Genomic DNA, 19,611 nt, shown 5'->3' with positions numbered 1-19,611 from the left:
CGCCTCTGGACGCTCGCCCCGGCAGCCCTTTTTCTCACGATTGCGAGCGAAGTACGACGCGGCGAACACGACGCTCGACAACATGAAGCACTGGTCGCGGGCCGACGGTTTGTCGGCATCGTCCGCGAACAGTCCCGAGGTTCGACGCACGCTCCGCAACCGTTCGCGGTACGAAGTCGCCAACAACAGTTACGCTCGCGGCATAACGCTCACGCTGGCGAACGATGTGGTCGGAACCGGCCCGCGGTTGCAAATGCTGACCGCGGATGACGCAGCGAACCGGTTTGTTGAAGCTGAGTTCTTCGCTTGGTGCGAAGCGATCGGTTTGGCGGAAAAGCTGCGAACGATGCGGTTGGCCCGAGTCGCCGATGGTGAGTCGTTCGGTTTGCTGACTAGCAACGAGCGACTTGATACACCGGTCAATCTCGATCTACGTTTGATTGAAGCCGACCAGGTTGCATCACCGACGCTAGCGAACGATTCAGCACGCTACATCGACGGAATCCGCTTCGACGCCGACGGCAACCCAACCAGCTATGACGTCCTTCGTCGTCATCCCGGCGATGACTTCTTCGCGTACGAAGAAGAATACAACACGGTGCCGGCCGCCGCCGTCTTGCACTACTTCCGCTGCGATCGCCCCGGGCAGATCCGAGGTATCCCGGACATCACGCCGGCGTTGCCGCTGTTCGCACAACTTCGTCGGTTCACGTTGGCAGTCCTTGCCGCCGCTGAAACCGCCGCCGAGTTCGCCGGCATCCTGTACACCGACGCGCCCGCCAACGGCGAAGCCGACTCTGCCGAACCGTTCGAGCCGATCGAACTTGAGAAGCGAATGCTTCTCACCATGCCAGGCGGCTGGAAGATGGCTCAGATGAAGAGCGAGCAACCGGCGACCACCTACGCCGAGTTCAAGAAAGAAATCCTGAACGAGATCGCTCGTTGTTTGAACATGCCGTTCAATGTCGCCGCAGGGAATTCGAGCGGATACAACTACGCGTCAGGCCGGCTCGATCACCAAACCTATTTCAAGTCGATCCGCGTCGAGCAGACCCAACTTGCTCGCGTTGTCCTGGATCGAATCCTGACTGCTTGGCTCCGCGAAGCCATTCTCATCGAGGGCTATCTGCCCAACTCGCTTCGCACGCTCGATTCAACCTTCGAGCATCAATGGTTTTGGGACGGGCATGAACATGTCGACCCGGCCAAAGAAGCCAACGCCCAAAAGATCCGTCTCGCCAGTCATACGACAACTCTGGCCATCGAATTCGCGCGGCAGGGGCGTGACTGGGAGACGGAACTTAAACAACGTGCGAAAGAACTCGCACTGATGCGTGACCTCGGTCTGACGATCGAGTCCGACGAATCTGATTCATCCCCCGAAACCGAGGTCACGGAAGACAATGCCAAAGAGTCTCAAAGCCAACAACCCAATTGAAGCCGAAGCCGAATCGGTCCCCAGTTCGTTGCGTATCGTTTGCGATGACGCCGCGACGATTCAACTCGCCGCGGCCGAAGAAGCCGGTGAAGACAAACCGGCGCTTCGCAAGTTCAGCATGACCGCCTACACCGGCGGCGCGATGCGATTGGGCGGTTGGCCTTACCCTATCGTCGTTGACCTCGCGGGCATGCGAGTCACTCGCAAGTCGCGACCAATCCTAAAAGACCACGATCGCGGCAGCATCGTCGGACACACCGACGACATCACGATCAACGACAAATCACTCGTTGTCGCCGGCGTCATCAGTGGCGTTGGCACAACCGCTCAAGAAGTCATCGCGACCAGCGAGAACGGATTCCCTTGGCAGGCATCGCTCGGTGCCAGCGCCGACAAGGTCGTCTTCATCCCCGAAGGCAAGACCGCTCAAGCCAACGGCCGCGAACAAAAAGGCCCGGTCTACATCGCCCGGAAATCAACGCTCGGCGAAGTCTCGTTCGTTGCTCTCGGTGCCGACGACAACACCGAGGCCCGTGTCGCCGCCGGCAACTACGCCGACGTGGAAGACCCCGGCGATGAGCCCGAAGACACCACACCCGAAACCACCGACGACCTCGAACCTGTCAACGCAAGTCTGAGCATGAGCACGAAGCCAAAGACCGAAACGAAACCCGCCGAGAAGTCGCCGGTCGAGGAAATGCGTGCCCAAGCCGCTGCCGAGTCCCGACGCATCGCCGGCATTCGCAAGCTGTGTGCCGAGAACCATCCCGACATCGAAGCCGATGCGATCGAGCAAGGCTGGTCCATCACTAAAACGGAACTCGCCGTGCTGCGAAGCGAACGCCCCAAGGCTCCCGAGCAAACTCAAAACCAACCTCGTCATTCGCGTGAAGTCCTCGAAGCCGCCGCGTGCTTGTCGGTCGGCATCGAAGAAAAGGTTCTTCTTGCCAGCTACGGCGAGAAGACACTCAACGCCGCCGACCCGTTCCGCCACATCGGTCTGCGAGAACTCGTCGCCGAGTGTGCCCGCAGTGAAGGCATCGACGTCCCGCGAGTCTTCGGCGACGGAACGGCGACCATCCGAGCCGGTTTCAGTTCCATGAGCCTGCCCAGCATCATGGAAAACGTCATGAACAAGACGTTGCTGGCGGCTTACCAAAACACGCCAATCGCCGCATTCGATCTGTGCAGCGTCGGCACCGTCACCGACTTCAAAGAAGTCGCCCGCTATCGATTGCTCGGAACCGGTGGCTTTGAACAAGTCGCACCCGACGGCGAACTGAAACACGGAAAACTGTCGGAACAGAAATACAGCAACAAGGCCGACACGTACGGTCAAATCCTGACGCTGACTCGTCACGACATCATCAACGACGATTTGTCCGCGTTCATGGACATCCCACGTCAAATGGGACGATCCGGAGCGGAGTCCATCGACGACCTGTTCTTTACTCTGCTCTTGAAGAACGCTGGCTTCTTCTCGTCGTCAAATGCAAACTTGCTGCAAGGTGCCGACACCAAGTTTGGTCCCGACGCATTGACCGTCGCCAAGACCACCTTCCGCAAGCAGAAGGCTGGCCCCGGCGGCAAACCCAAGGACCAAAAGCCGATCAATATCCGACCCGAGTACTTGGTCGTGCCGGTGGAACTGGAAACGGAAGCCGAACTGTTGATGGGTTCGTCGCAGTTGATGATCGACGCTCAGGGGTCACCGACAAAGATCCCCGTCGACAACCCGCACCGCAACAAGTACCGCATCATTTCGACGCCGCACCTATCGGACAGCTACTACCCAGGTGCCAGCGCCGCCGCGTGGTACTTGTTTGCCAATCCGAACGTGCTGCCGGCGTTCGAGATCGTGTTCCTCAATGGTCGCCGCACGCCGATAATCGAACGCGTTGAAATGCCACCGAACACGCTCGGCATGGGCTTCCGGTCGTACATCGACTTCGGTGTGAACTCGCAAGACCACCGCGCCGCCGTGAAAGTCGCCGGCGAGTGATCGCCCGCTGACCTTTGACCTTCTTCCTCAACCGTAAACACCGAGACCCATGCAAGCTCAATACATTCACGACGGCAAGCAAGTCGACTTCACGCCCGACGTTGACGTGCCCGTTGGTTCGCTCGTCATCCAAGGCGACCTGGTCGGCGTCACCAAACGCGATCTCAAAGCCGACACGCTCGGTTCCATCGCGGTCGAAGGCGTCTTTGACTTTCCCAAAGACCCCGCCGACGCCGAAACCTACACCGCCGGACAGAAGGTTTACGCGACCAATGACGGCATCGTCACCGATGTTCCCGACGGCTCGGTGTTCCTCGGCAAGGTCGTCGACGATGCCGAGCCAACCGATAACGTCGTCCGCGTTCGCCTGAGCCAGTGATGAACCGCCGTGAACAATCCCATCATCGCACCCATCGGGGCGACGTTCGTCCACGAGGGCGTGGCGATCCCGATTGTTACCGAAGCTGAAATCCCGGCCGGCAACGTCGTCGTGCTGGGCAAACTGGTCGGCGTTGCCAAGTACGGCATCTGCCCCAAGTCACGCGGCAGCATCACGGTCGCCGGCGTGTTCAACCTCGTCAAAGACCCGACGACCAACATCCCGGCCGGCACGATTCTTTACTGGTCCAAGATCAGTCACCACGTCATCAAGAACGCTTACGAGCATTCGATGATCGGCATCGCCGTCGAAGACGCACCGCCGAGCACGCTGCGAGTTCTCGTTCGTCTCAAACAATAAGGAAGTGTCGCCGTCATGGAAGACAAACTCAAAACCCTCTTTGAATCGCGACGCTTCTGGGCGGCAGCCGGCGGTGTTGTTCTTGTTCTCTTGCTGCCGTTCGAGGTCAAGCTCTTGGCAACCATCCTCATCGCCGCCTGGATCATCGGCGATTCGATCCGATCCACCAAAGCGGTCTTGCTCGCGATCGCGCTGAGCATGTTCGGCACCGTCGCGACCGCTGGCGACTTGCACGACACCTGCCGCGAAGCCACCGTGCGTATCCGCAACGGCAACTCGATGGGCAGCGGCACGTTGTTCCGCGAAAGCGAAGAACATCTCTACGTTCTCACCAACGCCCACGTCGCCGGAACCGGCCTAGGCAACCGCGTCCAAGTCGAGTTTTGGAAAGAAGGACACCAGTCCCGGCCGATCGAAGCGGAAACGGTCGCGGTCGCCTACATCCCGCGAGCTTACCGCGACATCGCTGTCGTTCGCGTCGATCGTCGGGCACTTGGCAACTACCGCCCGCCGGTGATCCCGCTCGCCGATTCGCAAGACTCGTTTAACTACCAGAACATCTTTTCGGTGGGTTGCCCCAGCGGGCGATGGCCGACCGCCTTTGAAGGTTTCGCACTCCGCCGACAAGCCAACGGAGGCGACACGATCCACTTTGTGCCCATGCCGGCCGGCGGCCGATCCGGCTCCGCGATCTTCGACGTCAATGGAGGCGAGGCTCAAATCATCGGCTTGATCGCGTGGCGAAGCACCGACTCGGGCGGTCACGGACTCGATGGCCGAGGTGAAACGCACGGTTACGGCATCGCGATGACGCATCAAGAAGTCTGGGCAGGGCTCAGCGGCAAGCAAACGACCTCGTCCGTGCTACTCGTCCCGCCACCAAACGCCGTGCCACTCAGCACCAAAGTCGACGAGGACAAAACGACCAAACCCGAAGTCGCTGACGGTGAAGAGAACCAAGGCGAATCCGACGAAGTCATCTTGAAATACTCAGACCCATTCGCAATCGAACGCGATGTCGAATCCATTCGAGCTCAACGACTACCAAGTGGCATCCCCGCCACCGGTTCCGATCGCGACATCATGTTGCTCTATCAAGACTCCGTCACCGAAGGACCGCAATCCAGTCCGCCGGCACTCGCATACCAAGGAAGCTGTTGCCAAAACTGCGGCTGCTACCTGACCACGTCCGGCAATTGCCCCAACGGCCAATGCCCGCTTCCCGATCGCCGTCAGCAACAACCCCAGCAATACGGACAAGACCGTGGCGGCGGTGGACTGTTCCCGAGCCTGCCACGCAACCGCGAACAAGGTGAACTCGAAAACCATTTGCTCCGTCGTCCCGGCGAACGCTTGCGAGAACTTTGGCCGTTCCCGTCGATGCGAGACATCGTCACGTGGTCGCTCATCGCGTTCTTCGTCCTCTACTTCATCGGCAAGTTCGCCAAGGCCAAGGTCAAACGAATCGTCAACGACCTGGCCGTCAACTTGGCGAACGTCGATGACGAAGTCGAACCGGAACCGCCGGCACCAAAGCCACGAGCAAAGCCGGCGGCGACGCGAACCCGCAAACGCACCGCCGCCAAATGAGCGACATGCTTCACAAAGGTCAGTCTTGGCTCGCCGCCAAGCTGACCCGGTTCGCCTCGCGGATGGTCACGTACCAACGCGACGAAGTCTCCGTCGACTTGCCGGCGACCATCGGCAAGTCCGAATACGAGCAAGACGACGGCGAAGGCGTCATCACCCGCGCCCAAGTTCGCGACTTCCTGATCAACACCAAAGATCTGCTGGCCTCGCCCATCGGCACCTGGCCCCGCCGCGGCGATCGCATCCTCGAAACCGACGGCGACACCACGTTCGTCTACGAGCTGATGTCGATCGGCAGCGAACCGCCGTGGCGATACAGCGATCCCTTCCGAGTCAAACTTCGCATCCACACCAAACTGGTCGACACCATCACATGACTGCAACCGCCGCCACGCCCGCCACCGTCATCCAAATCGCCGACAGCGTCGTGGCCGAAATCAACGCCGCCGACCTGTCCAAGAAAAACATCACCGCGGCTCGCTTGTACGTTCCCGACTTCGACCTCGAAGACATGAAGGAACTTCGAGTCTCCGTCGTACCCCGCGAAGTCGAATACCTACCGCTCGACCGAGCCACCAACAAGTACCACGCCACCATCGACGTCGCGGTTCAAAAGAAGTTCAGCAAGGGCGACGCCAAAGAAATTGACCCGCTGGTGTACTTTGTCGAAGAGATCGCCGACTACTTCCGTCTCAAACGACTCAACTCCTACGTCGCCGCCCGCTGCATCAAGGTCGAGAATTCGGTCCTGTACTCTACCGAGCACTGGACTCAGTTCAATCAGTTCACCAGCCTTCTGACGCTCACGTTTGAACTCGCCAAGTGATGCACATCCGGACGCGAGTTCGCTTCAATGCGAACCGCGTCAAGACGAAAGTCGACAAAGCGTCGTTCAATTCGCTTGGTCACGCCGGCGGAGCGATCCGCAAGACCGCGTATCGCTCGATTCGCAAACGCAAGAACCCGTCGCGGCCCGGCACCGCCCCCAGTTCGCCGACTGGCCGGCTACGTCGTTCGTTCCGCTACGAAGTCGACCGCCGCGCACCGGGTGTCGTCATCGGCCCGGTCAACGAAATCTCCGGCCAACTGTGGCACCTCCACGAGTTCGGCGGCAAGGCAAAGAAACGTCGACGCCTCAAACGCCATCGCTTCCGAGTCGGTCAGCACGGCCCCATCCGAGCGATCCGGCCCGGCAAGTTCGCCCGCATCGAACTACGAACCTCCGCCCAAGCCAACCGCGCCCGCCGGCTGATCGACGAAGAAAACCAACGTCGCGGAGCAACCAAACCTGGCCGCTATCCCAAGCGACCGTTCATGAAACCGGCTCTCGACACCCACCGCAGCCAACTCCCCAAATTCTGGCGGGACTCCGTCAAGTAATTTCCCGACACAGGATGGAACCAAACCTCAATGTCCGCTGAAGTAAAACTCGGTCTCGACGCCGTCCTGACGATCGACGGTGCCGAAATCAAGAACGTAAAAGACTTGACCGTCACACTCGAAAAGGCGGAGGCCGATGCCTCAACCCGCGACAACAACGGTTGGCGAGCCACCGTCGGCACGCTCAAAGATGCGTCGATTGAATTCACCGTACTCAACAAATCCGGCGACACAGCTTTCGGAATGCTGCAAGGACTCTGGTCGAGCGGCTCACCCACCGATGTCGGCATCACCGACGCCGGCGGAGCACTGACATTGACCTGCGAAGTCATGAACTTCAACGTCAACCAAAACCTCGAAGAAGTCGTCTCGGCAGACGTGACACTCAAGCCGACTCAGTCCGCATCCGGCAGCGGCATGAATGTTGGCGGCGGTTCGCCATAGTGAATGCGCGAACGAAAATACGGCGTTACGATCCGATCATGCGTTCGTAGCTCGCATGGTCGCCGATCCAAAACCAAAGCAACCCCTCGTCGATCTCAACCGCCAAAACGCGATAGTTGAGTCCGACTCTTGCGGATCGAAAGCGTCCAACCTTTTTGAAGTGCAAAGATGGGTGTGCTAAGTCCTGCTTCAACAGATCGAAATTCTTGTCAGCGAGATTTCGGATGGCTTCAGGCAACTCACCGTAGAGCTGCCAAAAACCCGATGTCGTTCGATGATTCACAGCGACGAGGTTCGGCCGGCAGCGTGCTCTTTCAACGCTTCAGCGGCAAGTTGGTCCAAGCGACCACTCTTTGCATCTTGCTCAATGCGTTCGTCAAAACGCTTGGCATCGAATTCGAGAAACCACTCGCGAAACTTCGCCATCTGATCAGGCGGAAGATCAACGATCGTCTGTTCAATTTCTTCAAGTGTCATGATGTTCTCCGATGATTACTTGAACATCGTCGCGATCACACTCGACCGCTTCGACGCGAGTTTGACCTAAGTTCGGCTCTAGCAACTCGCTTGCCACCATTCTAGCCCAAACCACCTCAACCCCGAAGTCCCATGCAAAAGTTCGTTGACCGACACGGTCGCGTTTGGATCGTTGACATCGACAACACCACGCTTCGCCGCGTGAAAACGCTCACCGGCGTTCGCTTGCTCGATGCGGTCGACGGTGATTTGATCCCGCAAATGACGCAGGATTTCCTGTTGCTTGGTGAAGTCCTATTCGCGGTCTGCAAACCGCAAGCGGACAAGGACAGTGTCGACCAGGAGGTCTTCGAGTCCGGCTTGTCCGGCGATTGTTTGACCGAAGCACGCAACGCACTCGTCGAAGCGTTGTTGGACTTCCTCCCGGAGGACCAACGCCGTCTGCTGAGCAAAGCGGTGACGCATCAACGCGAGGTGACGGCACGCGGGATGGAGATGCTGCATCGGAAGCTGGACGATCCGACCCTGGCGGACAAGATGGTCGCGGAACTGGAAGCGAACCTGGAGGTGCCCGGCTTGAACGCGAAATCTGCCACCTCGCCGGCATCCTCGGCGTCGACCCCGGACCGCTAACCCTGCGGCAAATGGTCTGGATGATCGACGCCAAGCGTAAACACGATTGGCAGCTCGCCAGCACGCTGGTGTGGATCACCGCCGAAGTCAACCGCGACCGAAAACGACGCCGCAAAGCATTCAAGCCCGACGATTTCAATCCTTGTGTCACCACGCGGCCCGCCGCCGCGAAAGCGTCCGTCGAACAAGTGGCGAACCTGCTCGGTGCAAAATTCACGAAGGCGGCAACCTAGTTGTCGCCTTCCCAGTTCTGCAATCGTACCTTTTGTCGACGCGTGTAAACACCAATGCGGTCCTTCTTGCGACGCCGATGCCTAACGCGGTTCAGCCTCAAGAAGGTTTCCAATGACGACTGATTTCAGAAAAGATGGAATCGGCACTTTGATCGACGCAGTTCAGTTCGACGACAAGCAGCTTCGACCAGTGGTAGCGTCCGCCTGGTCGCGAGTGGCGATTCCATTCTTGGAGCAGACTGGAAGTCGCTCGCTTGTGGATCAAAAGACGATTTCCTGACCGGCGTACGTGCGAAACATCACACCATTTGAACGACCGTCGAAGCCATGCGTGATAGCCTTGAACGCCTTCATCAGTAATCACAATTGCCGTGGGATCGAGAGCTAGCCTGATTGTATTGAGCAACGCCTCTACCAGAGACATGCCGATCAACGCGAGCAAAATGTAGCTCATTACACTTCGTTCCCATGGTCCTGGCGTTGTGGCTCCCTTTCCGAGTGGAAAGTTGTCCCACACAGCATCGGTTTGAATGGCGATTAACGGAATTCCGAATAGCAGCAACAGGGGCGCGTGCGTGCGAAACAACACCCATCCGCTCGATACGACGGAGGCGACGAATGGATGTTCTTTGGCATGGCGATCGAAAGGATCGGTAGTGGGAAGAATCAATGGTTCGAAGAACATGGCGAGTGGTTTGTCAGAGCGATGGCGGTTAGATCTCGGCTTGAATGCGTTGCAGCCGATCGCGGATTTGAGTCTTGGTTCGGGTGATCTGCTGCTGGCTCGAGTGGGGAAAGAACGGTAAGTCATCGAGGGAAACTCCCATCCTTGCCAAAGTCAATCGCCACGCTTGCACATCATTGAAACCCGAAGTGATCGGTGACGGACGCTGCAAAATCAGAGTGCTGATCTTCGCGGCATCCTGTTTTGCGGCTGGTCCGAGTGACGCGTAAGCATCTCGAATCCCTTCCACCATCGCGCGTCGTTCGCTCCAGGTTTTCTTGGCCGAAACGTGATCGAGCGCGTCGCCCAGAATGGGCATTGCACGCCCAGCATCGAGGTCACCAAGCCTTGAAAGAAACAGCCCAGCCTGTTCGTAAATTTCGGGCCTCGTCCAAATGGCGAGGTGAGCTGGATCGGGTTTGGCGAACGTGCCCGGTGGCATCAAAGACAAGGCTTTCGCTAGCTGCGATCGTTCTTTTGCGGTCGCATCATCGGACGCAATCCGTCGTGCGTAGGCGGTGCTGAGTTCGATCGGTGTTTTGCCCTTGGAAAAGACGCTCTCGATCGGGCCGGCGATGTCTTTCACTCGCTGGTCACCGACAACGCGGGCGATCAATTTGTGGTCGTTCTCGGTCGCGTCGAAGAAAAAGAGCGAGAGCCAGCGTCTCGCTAATTCCAGCCTCGCTGGACTCGCGTCGGGATCGTCGATTGCGCGTTGGACTTCCCGGCGCAATCGTTCGCGTGTGTCATCGAGCTCAGCGAGAAGCGGCACCTCGAGGGCTTCCAACAATGTCGGTTCCAAATTGATTGACTGGTCCGACGACTTCCAATCACTTCCGCCGATGCCAAACGATGCGCTAGAGATCGTTCCGATCCCTGACTGAACATCAAAGCCGAAGTAGAAGAGGTTACTTGGAACAAAGTGTCGAACTTCACTCCTGCGAAATTGAACGTCATTGCCGGTGCGGGCAATCTCGACTCGCTCGATTCGTGGACTTTCTTTCGTGTGGGTTGAAACCAAACGCACGATCCAATCTGCTTTGTCGGCGGGTGTTGGCTTCACCTCAACAATTCGCTCCACCCCGGCAAGACGTAACGCCCAATCGGCTTCGAGCGATTTCTCAACCTTCAGCAACTCATTCCCTTTCACTTGTCGCATGAGCCCTGGATGTTTGCGAATCAAGTGACCAGGGTTCGACGGGAACACTCCTGGTTCCGCATCAGCACGAGTGCGGACCAAAGCGAACGCCGCGACGGATGGATCGCGTTTGCGGCCAGTCAGGCCGGTGCTTTCGACTGTGACAGTTTCCACGCCCGCTAAATCTAAAAGCATGGTGCATAGGTAGTCGCATTCGGGAGACCGGTAGAGATCGCCGTTCTCGACGTACACGTTTCCGCTCAAGATGACTGGTTCACCACGAAGAACGTCGGGCAAGACTTCCGCGCGGAACTCCGATATCGCTGACCAGCGAATCGGTCGCATGACCAACCAGCCCAGTCCGAATGCAAGAAAGATCGCGATCGGAAACGCGGCCCAACCGATCTTGGTTGGTAGCATTCGCTGAATACCGAGCGTCGTCGCAAGATAGACAAACACGGTGGGAGCCGAGACAAGCACCAATCCTGGAACGATGAGTGCCAAGAAGCCAAACACGACCAGCATCGGGCAACAGAGCGCCACTGCAGCGGTGACGCCTGTGAGGATTAGAACAATGTTGCGGAGTTTACGCATGCTGGATTCGATACCGTGACGGTCGGCGCATATCTACCGCGGCGACGACCGCAGGTCGATGAAGCTTAGGTCACGATTTGAACCCGCCAGTAACCTTTTCTGACGGCAACTTCACTTAAAGCGAACTTACCTGGTTCCGCTGTAGCAATGGCGACGGCCAGCATCGAATAAGTCGCATCGCTTCTTGGTGCTTCCTTCATCTCAACGGCAAAGCCTGAATGTCCCAAGTCCGTGCCGGAGCCGCTTTCGTCGAGCTGACGCTGAAGAACTCAGCGTTGGTGAAGGGTCTGCGTTCGGCACAGAAACAATTGTCTTCGTTTGCATCGTCGACGTCGATGATGGGTGCAAAGATGACGGGACTCGGACTAGCAATGGCCGCGCCCCTCGGAGCAGGCATTCAGAAGTTTGCGGAATACGACGACGCAATCCGCCAAGTGGGTGCGATCACGGGAGCGACCGGTGCCGCGTTCGATCGACTGAACGCGAAAGCGAAACAACTCGGAGCGACCACCAGCTTCTCCGCCGTTGAGGTGGCGAACCTGATGACCGAACTCGGGCGAGCCGGTTTTGACTCGCGGCAGATCGAGGACATGACCGGCAGCGTCATGAACCTCGCCCGAGCGACCGGCACCGATGCCACGCTCGCGTCAGGAATCTTCGCCGCCGCGATTCGCCAATTCAACATGGAAGCCGGTGACGCCTCGCGAGTTGCCGACGGACTGACCGCCGCCGCCAACAAGAGTTTCAACAGCGTCGAGTCTCTCGGCGAGGCATTGAAATACGCCGGCCCCGTCGCGGCCGACGCCAACATGAGCCTCGAAGAAACGCTCGCGATCCTGGGAACGCTCGGCAACGTCGGCATCCAAGGATCATCCGCCGGTAACGCACTGAAACGGTTGCTGACATTGTCGGCCGCCGAGTCCGAGAAGTTCCAAAAGGTATTCGGTGTCGCGACCAAAGACGCTGCCGGAAACGCTCGACCGCTCGTCGATGTTTTGGGTGAAGTTGCCGAAGCCACGAAAGACCTCGGATCATCCGACCGAGCCGCCAAGTTCAATGAAGTCTTCGGGATGCTCGGCATCACGGCCGCGTCCGCGATCGGCAAAACGGTCACGGACACTCGCGAGTTACTCGGTGAATTGGAAGGTGCCGGCGGCATCGCCAAGAAGACCGCCGACAAGATGGAATCCGGTCTCGGCGGAGCGTTCCGTGTTCTCGCCAGTTCCTTTGAAGCCGTCCGCATCGCGATCGGTGAGGCTCTCGAAAAGCCGATCCAGCGACTGACCGAAAACGTATCACTCGCTGCGTCATCCATCACCGACTGGATCGGCGAGAACAAACGAGTCGTCCAAGTCGCCGCAATGGTCGCGGCCGGAGTGATCGCCGCTGGTGCCGCGTTGCTCACGATCGGTTCGGCCGCCGCGGCAGCGTCGATGGCGGTTGGCGGCTTACTTGGCATCTTCTCCGCGATTGGAAGCGTCGTTGGATTGGCGGGTGCTGCCGTTGCAGCATTGCTTTCGCCCATCGGTTTGGTGGTTGCCGGCGTTGCAGGGCTTGGTCTGTACCTCGCCAAGGCATCGGGACTGCTCTCTCGAGTGTCCGCGTTCTTCAAGACCGCGTTTGCTCAAATCGCGGTTGATTCGCAAGCTGCATTCAAAGCCATCGCTGCTTCGCTTGCATCGGGTGACATCACTGGTGCCGCGAAAGTCATGTGGGCCTACCTGCGTGGCCTATGGAAACAAGGCGTCGCGGCTTTGGCCGACGCGTGGGATCAACTGTCATCAAGCCTCGATGGGTTCGCTGGCGGTTTGTTATCGGCGGTCGGCAGCTTGCTTCGCAGCACATTGGCATGGGCAAGCGAAAACCGAACTGCGATCCTGACCGCCGTCGCTGGTTTCGCCGCGATGAAGGTCGCTGCCGCCGGCGTTGGTGCCGCGATGATCGCTCTTAAAGGTATCACGATTGGTTTGTCCGTCGCCTCGAAAACACTTGCGGCGACTTGGGCGGTGTTGAAAGCCGTTGGCACAGGCATCAAAGCGGTTTTTATCGGTTTGGCCGCGCTCAAAAAGATCAACATCGCACTTGCTGGCGTCTACGCTGCGGTCACCGCCGGACTGTCCGGCGCGTTCGGCTTGCTAACCGGAGCGATCAGTGCCGCGGCCGGTGCCATGGCGTTGTTGTTCTCGCCGCTTGGCCTGGTCGTTGCGGGCGTTGTCGCTCTTGGTGCCTACTTCCTCTACACATCGGGAGCCATCGGCAGTTCGATCGACTTCCTCAAAGGTGCGTTCCAAAATCTGAAGGCCGACACCATGGTAGCGTTTGGTGCGATTGCCAACGCTCTGCGAGCCGGTGACATCAACGCGGCCGTCGATGTGCTGTGGTCCTATATCAAACTGCAATGGACCAAGGGCACGACCTGGCTCTCAGGCATGTGGTCACGGTTCACCGCATACCTTTCCGATGCTTGGGGCGACGCGGTCTACAAATTGGCCGATCAACTCATGCAGGGTTTCGGCGGCTTGCGAGCGATCTGGAATAGCACCGTCGCATACCTCGCCGACGGCTGGACGATCCTAACATCGGCCGTCCAGAAAGGTTGGAACAACACAGTCGGGTTTCTGAAGAAGGGTTTCCTGAAACTTCACGAACTGGTCGACATCGCCGGTGACGTTGCGATCCAGATCGGCGGCGTCCTGGTCAACGCACTGGCCGGTGTCGAAGGAGCGTGGGTCGAAACGATCGACTACCTTGCCGATTCATGGGCGGTGTTCGTCGGCGAAGTCCGCAAGATGTGGAACAGTACCGTCGGCTTCCTCCGCAAGGCTTGGGTGAAGTTGAAATCGCTCTTCGACGACGACATCAACGTCGAAGCCGAAGTGCGAAAGATCGACAACGAAACCAACGCCAACAACGCGGAAGAACAACGCAAACGCCAAACCGCGATCGCCGGCCGCGCCGAACGTCGCAGCAAACGCAAGTCGGAGATTGAAGCGAACCGCAAGGCGATGCAGGAGGATCTGCAACGCCAACTCGACCAGCGGAAGAAGTCCCGCGAGGGCCAAGACCTAGACGCTGACTTCGCTGCGATCGACGCCGAAACCGACCAGCAAAACGCCGCTGTCGACGCCGAACGTGATCGCCAATTCGACGCTAACGCGAAAGCCAACGAACAACGCACTGCAGACACCGAGGAATTCACCACAGGCGTCCGTGACACGCTCGACGAAATGCGCCGCCAAGCGAAAGCCGACGCCGCAGCCAAACGAGCCGAACGATCCCTCGCCGAAGCCGACCGTCAAACCAAAGTTGCCGAGGCCGAAGCGGATTTCCAAGCCGCCGTCGACAAAGCAAACGCTCTGAAACCAGAAGGCGACGAGCAAGCGACTGATAGCGATATGGAGTCGCCAAAAATCTCCGATGATCTGGCCGCAGCGATCGCCGAAGCCAAAGCGTCACTCGAAGCCGCCCAAGCCGACGCGGGCATCACCGGTGAAGATGCCGCCGGCGATGAGCGTCTCGACAAACTCAAGGCTGGCATCGCGGCGATGGAAGCCAAGGCTGCCGCAATCACCGATCGTGCCGGCAACGAAGGCAAACTGAAACTGCCGCCCGCAGAACTCGATAACGATTCAGTGGCCTTGGAACTCGACCGTGACGCTCAAGCCTCGATCGACAATTTTGCAGGCACCGACGTCGACGATCAATCGAACGAGTCGGTCACCGGCAAGTTCGACTCACGCGGCCTGAACATCGGCAGCGGTGCCCGCAAGCTGGAACCGATCGGTTTCGATGTTCCCGCTGAGAAGCTGAAACCTGAACCGCTCGACGAAGAACCTGAAGTCATCGTCGCACCCAAGCTGGCCATCGACGAACAACCCGATGATGCGACTGTTCAACAAGAACCTGATGCTGACGCCATCGCCGACTCTGGCTTGCAACAAATCAACGATCGCCTCATCGCCATCGGTCAACACTTGATGAAGTCCAACGAACTACTCGCCGGCGGAAGTGGAAACCTTAGCGAATCCGGTGAACGTTCCGGCCTCGGTCTGAGCGAAGACGTCCAACGGGCCATCGTCGAAACCGCAAACAACACTCGCAAGCTCGCCGAACGATCTACCGGCGGCGGGTTGGTGTTCAGCTAATGAGTTTTTCATACGGAGGCTACAACTTCGATGTCGCGGCTTTGTCCGAAAAAGCGTCACGCGGCAAAACCAATTCCGACTTCACCGCCTACGTCGCGACCAACGGTGGCAATGTCAGTCCGCCGGCCGCCGCGAGTGCCGCCCGCTCGTACTACGAAGACAACTTCCCCGACCTGATTCCGTTCCTGCAAGTCGATTCGGAATTCATCAACGCCAAGCACGCGTTGGTCAGCGTCACGCTGAACGAAACCAAGCTCGATCCGGTCTCGTTCAACACCACCGGAGCCACAACTCACATCAACCAGAGTTTGCTGACGCGCGGCATCTACGCCGCGCCCGGCAAGATCGCACCCGACTACCGCGGCGCGATCGGCGTCAGTGACTCCGGGGTCTCCGGCGTCGATGTCACGGTGCCGGCGTTCGAGTTCTCGGTCCGCAAAAAGTTTGAGTTCGTTTCGACGTCTTATCTGTTGGCGGTCGTTTCGATGACCGGGCGAACGAATTCGTCGGCATGGTCGATCTTCGGTCCCGGCGAAGCGTTGTTCCTCGGCGGCGAAGGAGGCGAGGACGACAACAACTGGGTCGACATCACCTACCACTTCGCCGCTCGTCCTAACCAACCGTCATTGCAGCTTGGCAACATCGGCAGCGTCAGCAAACGCGGTTGGGATTACCTGTGGGTGAAACATGACGAAGAGGTTGTCGGCGATCGCGTGCTGCAAACCCCGGCGGCGGCCTACGTCGAACAAGTCTATCCCGATGGCAATTTCGCAGCGTTAGGACTTTCGTAGGTGGCAAGACGTGTTCGACCCGGCGACAGTCTCAATATCACCGCGGTCGAATACAACCGACTGTTGGCGGCGGCCGAGGCGTCGCATCGCAACCGTCTGCCCGGCGGCGGCGGTCCGCGAACGCACTTGCGAAACGCATCGACCGTTCGCGTTCACAACACCTCCGGTGTCGTCGTCCCGATCGGCGGCATCGCCGGATTCGATTCGCCGATCACGGATCCCGAAGCCGGCCCGGTTGAACTGGCCCGCTTCGTTCGCGATGCGACGATCAAAACAGTTCGCCCAACCGAAGACGAACACACGGGCCGAGTCGGCGTCGCGATTGAACCAATCCGCGATGGCGAAGTCGGTCGAGTTGTCTTTGACGGTGTCGTCGCGGCCCAAGTCGACATCACCAAAACCTGGCACCGCTTCGCCGACGTGGCCGAGTCTGGCGGCGACTCGTTGCAGTCGAAGCCCGACGGTTCGGCACAAATCCTTTGGCGCAAAGATCCATCAAAGACTGGCCGACAATGGGCGGTCGTCCGAGTCGGCCGGCCCGCCGATCTGGTCTACCTCGTCAAAGTCCCATCCGGCGGAATCGCAGCCCGGCGTGGGATGCGAACCGGCAGCGCCGATTGCGACCTGTTCGAGTTGGACAAAGACGGTGAGATCAAACCGGTCGATGATCCTGCGGGCGGCGTGGTTCGCATCACCGCTCGCAACCATTCGGCTCAGCGCATCCGTGGCCCGATCGAAGGCAGCGGCGAAGATCAATATCTCGTCGTCAACTTTGATGGCCACCGTTCCTGGGTCATCGACCCGCCGAAGCAAACGCTGCTTTGCAAACCAACCAAGCGACTCAAGGCCAAGTCCTGGGGCACCGCCCGCGAACTGCGTTTCGACGGAGCACGCTGGCGACCGCTCGGCGTCCGAGTCTCGGTCTACAACGTCTGCGACTACGCCTTGCTCGCGTCGCAACAGATCATCTGCCACTTCCACGAGGACACCGGCAGCTATGTGACGATCGGATGCCGGTGCTGCGACGGAAGCAGTTCATCGAGCTCATCTTCATCGTCGGGAAGTTCGTCATCCAGCGTCTCGTCCTCGTCAAGCTCGTCGTATTCATCGTCGAGCAGTCCCTCTTCGTCGTCATCGAGCAGCCCGTCATCAAGTAGCAGCAGTTCATCACCAAGCAGCAGTTCGTCAAGTATCTCGTCGATCAGCAATTCCAGTTCGAGCCTCTCATCGTCCAGTTCCAGCAGCTCACCATCAAGTTCATCGACATCACCAAGCTCATCATCGCCCAGTTCTTCTTCACCTTCGAGCAGTTCGTCCCCAAGCTCGTCGTCCATCCCTTCGTCGAGCAGTTCGTCTACTTCGCCCTCGTCGTCTTCTAGCAGCCAGTCATCGTCACCGAGTTCATCCTCGGTCAGCGACTCATCGTCGAGCAAGTCATCAAGCGTATCGGACTCGTCATCTAGTAAGTCATCAAGCGTCTCGGATTCATCCAGCAGCACGCCGTCCGAATCATCCTCGTCCGCAACGCCGAGTTCCAGTTCCTACTCAACGGTCACGGATTCATCGAGCAGCAGTTCATCCAGCAACCCATCCTCGTCCGGAAGCCCAAGTTCATCATCAGTCGAGGATTCATCATCGAGCGACTCGTCCGCCCAATCATCGAGCGTTTCCGATTCATCGGCCAGCGATCCCTCGACATCGTCTGCATCAACTTCCGACGATTCCTATTCGACAGTCACCGATTCAAGCTCCAGCGGATCACCGTCGTCTGGCAGTCCATCTGACAGCAGCGGTAGTTCGGTATCGGATGGATCGCCATCAAGTGACTCTCAATCTGATTCCGGCTCCGAATCAACACCATCTGATTCTGAATCGTCCGAACCACCCAGCGGATCGGGCAGCCCGTCGTATTCAACCGTCGACGATTCATGGTCCTCATCGAGTCACCATTCATCCGATGCCAGTGACAGTTCCGTCTCAGATGGTTCGCCATCCAGCGAATCGACGCCATCCGATTCCGGCTCTGACTCAACGCAATCGGAGAGCGGATCGGATAGTGACACATCCGACCAAAGCACGTCGGATGATGGAAGCGGCTCGGTCGACGATCCGAGCTACTCGGTGTGGGACGGATCACCATCATCGCACGATTCGACTTCGGACGGATCCGATTCGGACGATTCAACGTCAGACGATTCCGTCTCAGATGCATCAACATCAGATGATTCGGGATCCGAAGACGAGTCGCAATCAGATGACGAATCGGACTCCGATGACGATTCCGGCATCGACGGATCATCCAACACGAGCGACGACTCGGGATCAGATGCCAGTGACGATTCCGTCGATTCAGACTCAGACCGCAGCGAAGACTCGGGCGACTCCGGTGGCGGATCCGACGGCGAAGATTCTGGCGGTGGCGGAAGTGGCTCCGGCAGCGGTGAAGGTTCTGAACCCGAAAGCGGTGAAGACTCCGGCGACGGAAGCAATGACACATCGGGCGGCGACAGCGGCGGAGGTTCCGAAGAACCACCATCCACCGACGGCTCCGAAGAGGAGCCGTCCGATGGGGAATCCAGCGAAGGCTCATCCGACGCATGCGAGTCGACCTGGATTTGGTCCTGCGGTTGGGAACTGCAAGGCAGCGACTGCGATGACGCGGGCGACCCGCCATCGAGCAGCGGTTCCTATGACGGCGAGATAGTTACCGTGTCGGCATAGAAAAGTAGTCGACATTAGCTGTCGGCCATCTTGTTCAGTTCGCTGACGGTGTTGAAATTCCTCGCGGTCGCCGGCACACCCAACTTCCTCTCGGCAGCTGCGGCAAGTTTCGATCGACCAATACCCGCGGGAGCGCAAAGGTAGAAGACAGAACCCACCAGAGCGTGTGACTCCGATTCGACCGCCAGCTCAGCAATCGAAGCCAAGTCGGGTGACTTCGGATCTTCATCCATGAAGAAAAAGTGCAGCGTCTTCCCCTCGGTCTCGGCAACTTGGAAAGGGCTGACTCGCATCGCTTCTTTCAGCTCGGCGTTCGTTAGAAGCATCAACGGCGGGCGAAAACCAAACTCGGATTCAACAGGATCAAGGATTCTCGTCGCGAGCGATTTCTTCGACTTCAGCGAAGACTCAAAAACAACATTGCCGCTTTGGATGTAGGTGCGAACATCTTTCAGTCCGGCGGATTCCAGCGTCGCTTTCAACTTCGTCATCGGCATCTTGTTCTTGCCGCCGACATTGATGCCACGAAAGAGAGCGATCCAAGTTGTCATGCGATGGAATT

Annotated in this window: 22 protein-coding genes; 14 read left to right on the top strand and 8 right to left on the bottom strand. The window is 58.5% G+C overall.

Annotated elements, in window-relative coordinates; translation table 11 throughout:
- Window positions 1–40 precede the first annotated feature (40 nt).
- The 9 genes from Pla22_RS18050 to Pla22_RS18010 are packed head-to-tail and all read left to right on the top strand — an operon-like array spanning window position 41 to window position 7,593.
- On the top strand, window positions 41–1,438 hold the full coding sequence (locus Pla22_RS18050) for a phage portal protein (RefSeq protein ID WP_165440728.1): 1,398 nt from the start codon (window positions 41–43) through the stop codon (window positions 1,436–1,438).
- Window positions 1,404–3,440: a phage major capsid protein gene (locus Pla22_RS18045; protein WP_146516158.1), complete on the top strand. Its 2,037-nt coding sequence runs from the start codon at window positions 1,404–1,406 to the stop codon at window positions 3,438–3,440. The genes Pla22_RS18050 and Pla22_RS18045 overlap by 35 nt, the downstream gene beginning before the upstream one ends.
- A gap of 49 nt (window positions 3,441–3,489) precedes the next feature.
- Window positions 3,490–3,819: a DUF2190 family protein gene (locus Pla22_RS18040; RefSeq protein WP_146516157.1), complete on the top strand. Its 330-nt coding sequence runs from the start codon at window positions 3,490–3,492 to the stop codon at window positions 3,817–3,819.
- 9 nt (window positions 3,820–3,828) lie between these two features.
- Window positions 3,829–4,179, top strand: coding sequence for a DUF2190 family protein (locus tag Pla22_RS18035; protein ID WP_146516156.1), 351 nt, complete (start codon window positions 3,829–3,831; stop codon window positions 4,177–4,179).
- 15 nt (window positions 4,180–4,194) lie between these two features.
- Window positions 4,195–5,769 carry a trypsin-like peptidase domain-containing protein gene (locus tag Pla22_RS18030; RefSeq protein WP_146516155.1) on the top strand — a complete coding sequence of 525 codons (1,575 nt, stop codon included), beginning with the start codon at window positions 4,195–4,197 and terminating at the stop codon, window positions 5,767–5,769.
- The gene (locus Pla22_RS18025; protein WP_068258863.1) at window positions 5,766–6,146 is read left to right on the top strand and encodes a hypothetical protein; all 381 of its coding nucleotides are present in this window, start codon (window positions 5,766–5,768) and stop codon (window positions 6,144–6,146) included. Before Pla22_RS18030 ends, Pla22_RS18025 begins: the two co-directional genes overlap by 4 nt.
- A complete protein-coding gene (locus Pla22_RS18020) occupies window positions 6,143–6,595 on the top strand; it encodes a hypothetical protein (RefSeq protein WP_146516154.1) in 453 nt (150 codons plus the stop codon). Before Pla22_RS18025 ends, Pla22_RS18020 begins: the two co-directional genes overlap by 4 nt.
- Complete coding sequence (locus Pla22_RS18015) at window positions 6,595–7,149, top strand: hypothetical protein (protein ID WP_146516153.1); 555 nt, start codon at window positions 6,595–6,597, stop codon at window positions 7,147–7,149. Before Pla22_RS18020 ends, Pla22_RS18015 begins: the two co-directional genes overlap by 1 nt.
- Before the next feature lie 30 nt (window positions 7,150–7,179).
- Window positions 7,180–7,593, top strand: a complete 414-nt coding sequence (locus Pla22_RS18010; RefSeq protein WP_146516152.1) for a hypothetical protein — start codon at window positions 7,180–7,182, stop codon at window positions 7,591–7,593.
- A gap of 25 nt (window positions 7,594–7,618) precedes the next feature.
- On the opposite strand, the gene Pla22_RS18005 is transcribed toward Pla22_RS18010, so the two are convergent.
- Entirely contained in the window at window positions 7,619–7,876 is a 258-nt protein-coding gene (locus tag Pla22_RS18005; protein WP_146516151.1) for a hypothetical protein, read from the bottom strand.
- Window positions 7,873–8,070, bottom strand: coding sequence for a hypothetical protein (locus tag Pla22_RS18000; protein WP_207310407.1), 198 nt, complete (start codon window positions 8,068–8,070; stop codon window positions 7,873–7,875). The genes Pla22_RS18005 and Pla22_RS18000 overlap by 4 nt, the downstream gene beginning before the upstream one ends.
- Window positions 8,071–8,202: 132 nt before the next feature.
- Here Pla22_RS18000 and Pla22_RS17995 point away from each other — a divergent pair, with 132 nt between their 5' ends.
- Window positions 8,203–8,703, top strand: coding sequence for a hypothetical protein (locus Pla22_RS17995; RefSeq protein WP_146516149.1), 501 nt, complete (start codon window positions 8,203–8,205; stop codon window positions 8,701–8,703).
- Between the two features lie 11 nt (window positions 8,704–8,714).
- The gene (locus tag Pla22_RS17990; RefSeq protein ID WP_146516148.1) at window positions 8,715–8,936 is read left to right on the top strand and encodes a hypothetical protein; all 222 of its coding nucleotides are present in this window, start codon (window positions 8,715–8,717) and stop codon (window positions 8,934–8,936) included.
- A 97-nt stretch (window positions 8,937–9,033) separates the two neighbouring features.
- On the opposite strand, the gene Pla22_RS17985 is transcribed toward Pla22_RS17990, so the two are convergent.
- Both Pla22_RS17985 and Pla22_RS17980 read right to left on the bottom strand, forming a co-directional pair.
- Window positions 9,034–9,621 carry a hypothetical protein gene (locus tag Pla22_RS17985; RefSeq protein WP_146516147.1) on the bottom strand — a complete coding sequence of 196 codons (588 nt, stop codon included), beginning with the start codon at window positions 9,619–9,621 and terminating at the stop codon, window positions 9,034–9,036.
- A 28-nt stretch (window positions 9,622–9,649) separates the two neighbouring features.
- Window positions 9,650–11,392, bottom strand: coding sequence for a hypothetical protein (locus tag Pla22_RS17980; protein ID WP_242632143.1), 1,743 nt, complete (start codon window positions 11,390–11,392; stop codon window positions 9,650–9,652).
- A 218-nt stretch (window positions 11,393–11,610) separates the two neighbouring features.
- Here Pla22_RS17980 and Pla22_RS17975 point away from each other — a divergent pair, with 218 nt between their 5' ends.
- Window positions 11,611–15,537 (top strand): phage tail tape measure protein, encoded by a 3,927-nt coding sequence (locus Pla22_RS17975; protein ID WP_146516145.1) that lies wholly within the window; start codon window positions 11,611–11,613, stop codon window positions 15,535–15,537.
- Window positions 15,537–16,328: a hypothetical protein gene (locus tag Pla22_RS17970; RefSeq protein ID WP_146516144.1), complete on the top strand. Its 792-nt coding sequence runs from the start codon at window positions 15,537–15,539 to the stop codon at window positions 16,326–16,328. The genes Pla22_RS17975 and Pla22_RS17970 overlap by 1 nt, the downstream gene beginning before the upstream one ends.
- Here the strand turns inward: Pla22_RS17970 and Pla22_RS17965 are convergent.
- From Pla22_RS17965 to Pla22_RS17955, 3 genes are read right to left on the bottom strand one after another with little or no spacing between them, the layout of a single operon-like run.
- On the bottom strand, window positions 16,314–16,802 hold the full coding sequence (locus Pla22_RS17965; RefSeq protein ID WP_146516143.1) for a hypothetical protein: 489 nt from the start codon (window positions 16,800–16,802) through the stop codon (window positions 16,314–16,316). The genes Pla22_RS17970 and Pla22_RS17965 overlap by 15 nt on opposite strands.
- 21 nt (window positions 16,803–16,823) lie before the next feature.
- The gene (locus Pla22_RS17960) at window positions 16,824–17,309 is read right to left on the bottom strand and encodes a hypothetical protein (protein WP_146516142.1); all 486 of its coding nucleotides are present in this window, start codon (window positions 17,307–17,309) and stop codon (window positions 16,824–16,826) included.
- A gap of 14 nt (window positions 17,310–17,323) precedes the next feature.
- A complete protein-coding gene (locus Pla22_RS17955) occupies window positions 17,324–17,827 on the bottom strand; it encodes a hypothetical protein (protein ID WP_146516141.1) in 504 nt (167 codons plus the stop codon).
- Between the two features lie 622 nt (window positions 17,828–18,449).
- On the opposite strand from Pla22_RS17955, the gene Pla22_RS17950 reads away from it, so the two are divergent.
- On the top strand, window positions 18,450–19,049 hold the full coding sequence (locus Pla22_RS17950) for a hypothetical protein (RefSeq protein ID WP_146516140.1): 600 nt from the start codon (window positions 18,450–18,452) through the stop codon (window positions 19,047–19,049).
- A 14-nt stretch (window positions 19,050–19,063) separates the two neighbouring features.
- On the opposite strand, the gene Pla22_RS17945 is transcribed toward Pla22_RS17950, so the two are convergent.
- Window positions 19,064–19,600 carry a DUF1697 domain-containing protein gene (locus Pla22_RS17945; protein WP_146516139.1) on the bottom strand — a complete coding sequence of 179 codons (537 nt, stop codon included), beginning with the start codon at window positions 19,598–19,600 and terminating at the stop codon, window positions 19,064–19,066.
- Window positions 19,601–19,611 lie beyond the last annotated feature (11 nt).

Source organism: Rubripirellula amarantea (assembly GCF_007859865.1).
In the GTDB taxonomy this organism is placed as follows: domain Bacteria; phylum Planctomycetota; class Planctomycetia; order Pirellulales; family Pirellulaceae; genus Rubripirellula; species Rubripirellula amarantea.
This window is presented reverse-complemented; position numbering and strand designations above follow the sequence as displayed.